General features: G+C 72.3%; 1 protein-coding gene and 1 pseudogene. Both read left to right on the forward strand.

All coding sequences use genetic code 11. The features are described from left to right. The coding region (locus RMP09_RS23970; RefSeq protein WP_310568481.1) for a zinc-binding dehydrogenase at window positions 1–843 on the forward strand (843 nt) is incomplete at its 5' end. A 50-nt stretch (window positions 844–893) separates the two neighbouring features. Continuing rightward, window positions 894–1,155, forward strand: a pseudogene (locus RMP09_RS23975) (hypothetical protein); the annotation flags it as partial.

Raw genomic sequence — 1,155 nt, forward strand, 5'->3', positions numbered from 1 at the left:
GACGTGGGTCCTTTGGACGCGCTGCTGCGCGTGACCACGACCACGATCTGCGGTACCGACGTGCACATCCTCAAGGGCGAGTACCCGGTGGCGCGCGGCCTGACCGTGGGTCATGAGCCGGTGGGCGTGATCGAGAAGCTCGGCTCGGCGGTCAAAGGCTACTGCGAGGGCCAGCGCGTGATCGCCGGTGCCATCACCCCCAGCGGCTGGAGCAACGCCTGCCTGTGCGGCTGCGGCGCGCAGGACGGCGCCGGCACCGCGCATGGCTGGAAGCCGCTGGGCGGCTGGCGCCTGGGCAACACCATCGACGGCTGCCAGGCCGAATACGTGCTGGTGTGCGCCACCGCCGGCGCCAAGCTCAGCGGCGCGACGACGGTGATCGGCGTCGACCGCCTGGCCTCGCGGCTGGAAATCGCGCGCCGCATGGGCGCCGACCACGTCATCGACAGCAGCCGCGTCGACCCGGTCGAAGAGATCCTGCGCCTGACCGGCGGGCGCGGCGTCGATGTCGCGATCGAGGCGCTGGGCATCCAGGCCACCTTCGAGGCTTGCCTGCGCGTGTTGCGCCCGGGCGGCACGCTGTCCAGCCTGGGCGTCTATTCGGGCGACCTGACGATTCCGCTCGGCGCGTTCGCCGCCGGGCTGGGCGACCACCAGATCGTGACGACGCTGTGCCCCGGCGGCAAGGAACGCATGCGCCGGCTGATGGCGGTGATCCAGGCCGGCCGGGTCGATCTCGGGCCGATGGTGACGCACCGCTTCAAGCTCGACGACATCGAGCGCGCCTACGACCTGTTCGGGCACCAGCGCGACGGCGTGCTCAAGGTGGCCATCACGCCATGAGGAGACGCCCCTGCGAGGCGGTGCGGCCGCCGCGTGCCCCTGCGCGCCTCTTGTCGATGGCCCTGGCCGCGCTGCTGAGCGCGTCGCTGGCCGGCTGCGCGTCGCTGCTGCCTCGGGGCTCGAGTGAACAGCCCTCGGGCTTCGACAGTTTCGAGTCGGCGCAGCGTGCGCTCGAGCAGGTGCTGCCGTTCCGCACCACCGTCGCCGAACTCGCGGGGCTGGGCTTCGACCCGGAGGGTGGGCGCAACGTCACGCGGGTGCCGTACCCTGAGGTCGTGACGCGGCTCGCGCCGCATCCCGGCGTGCCGCTGG

It is taken from the genome of Hydrogenophaga sp. (assembly GCF_031426985.1).
Lineage (GTDB): Bacteria > Pseudomonadota > Gammaproteobacteria > Burkholderiales > Burkholderiaceae_C > Hydrogenophaga.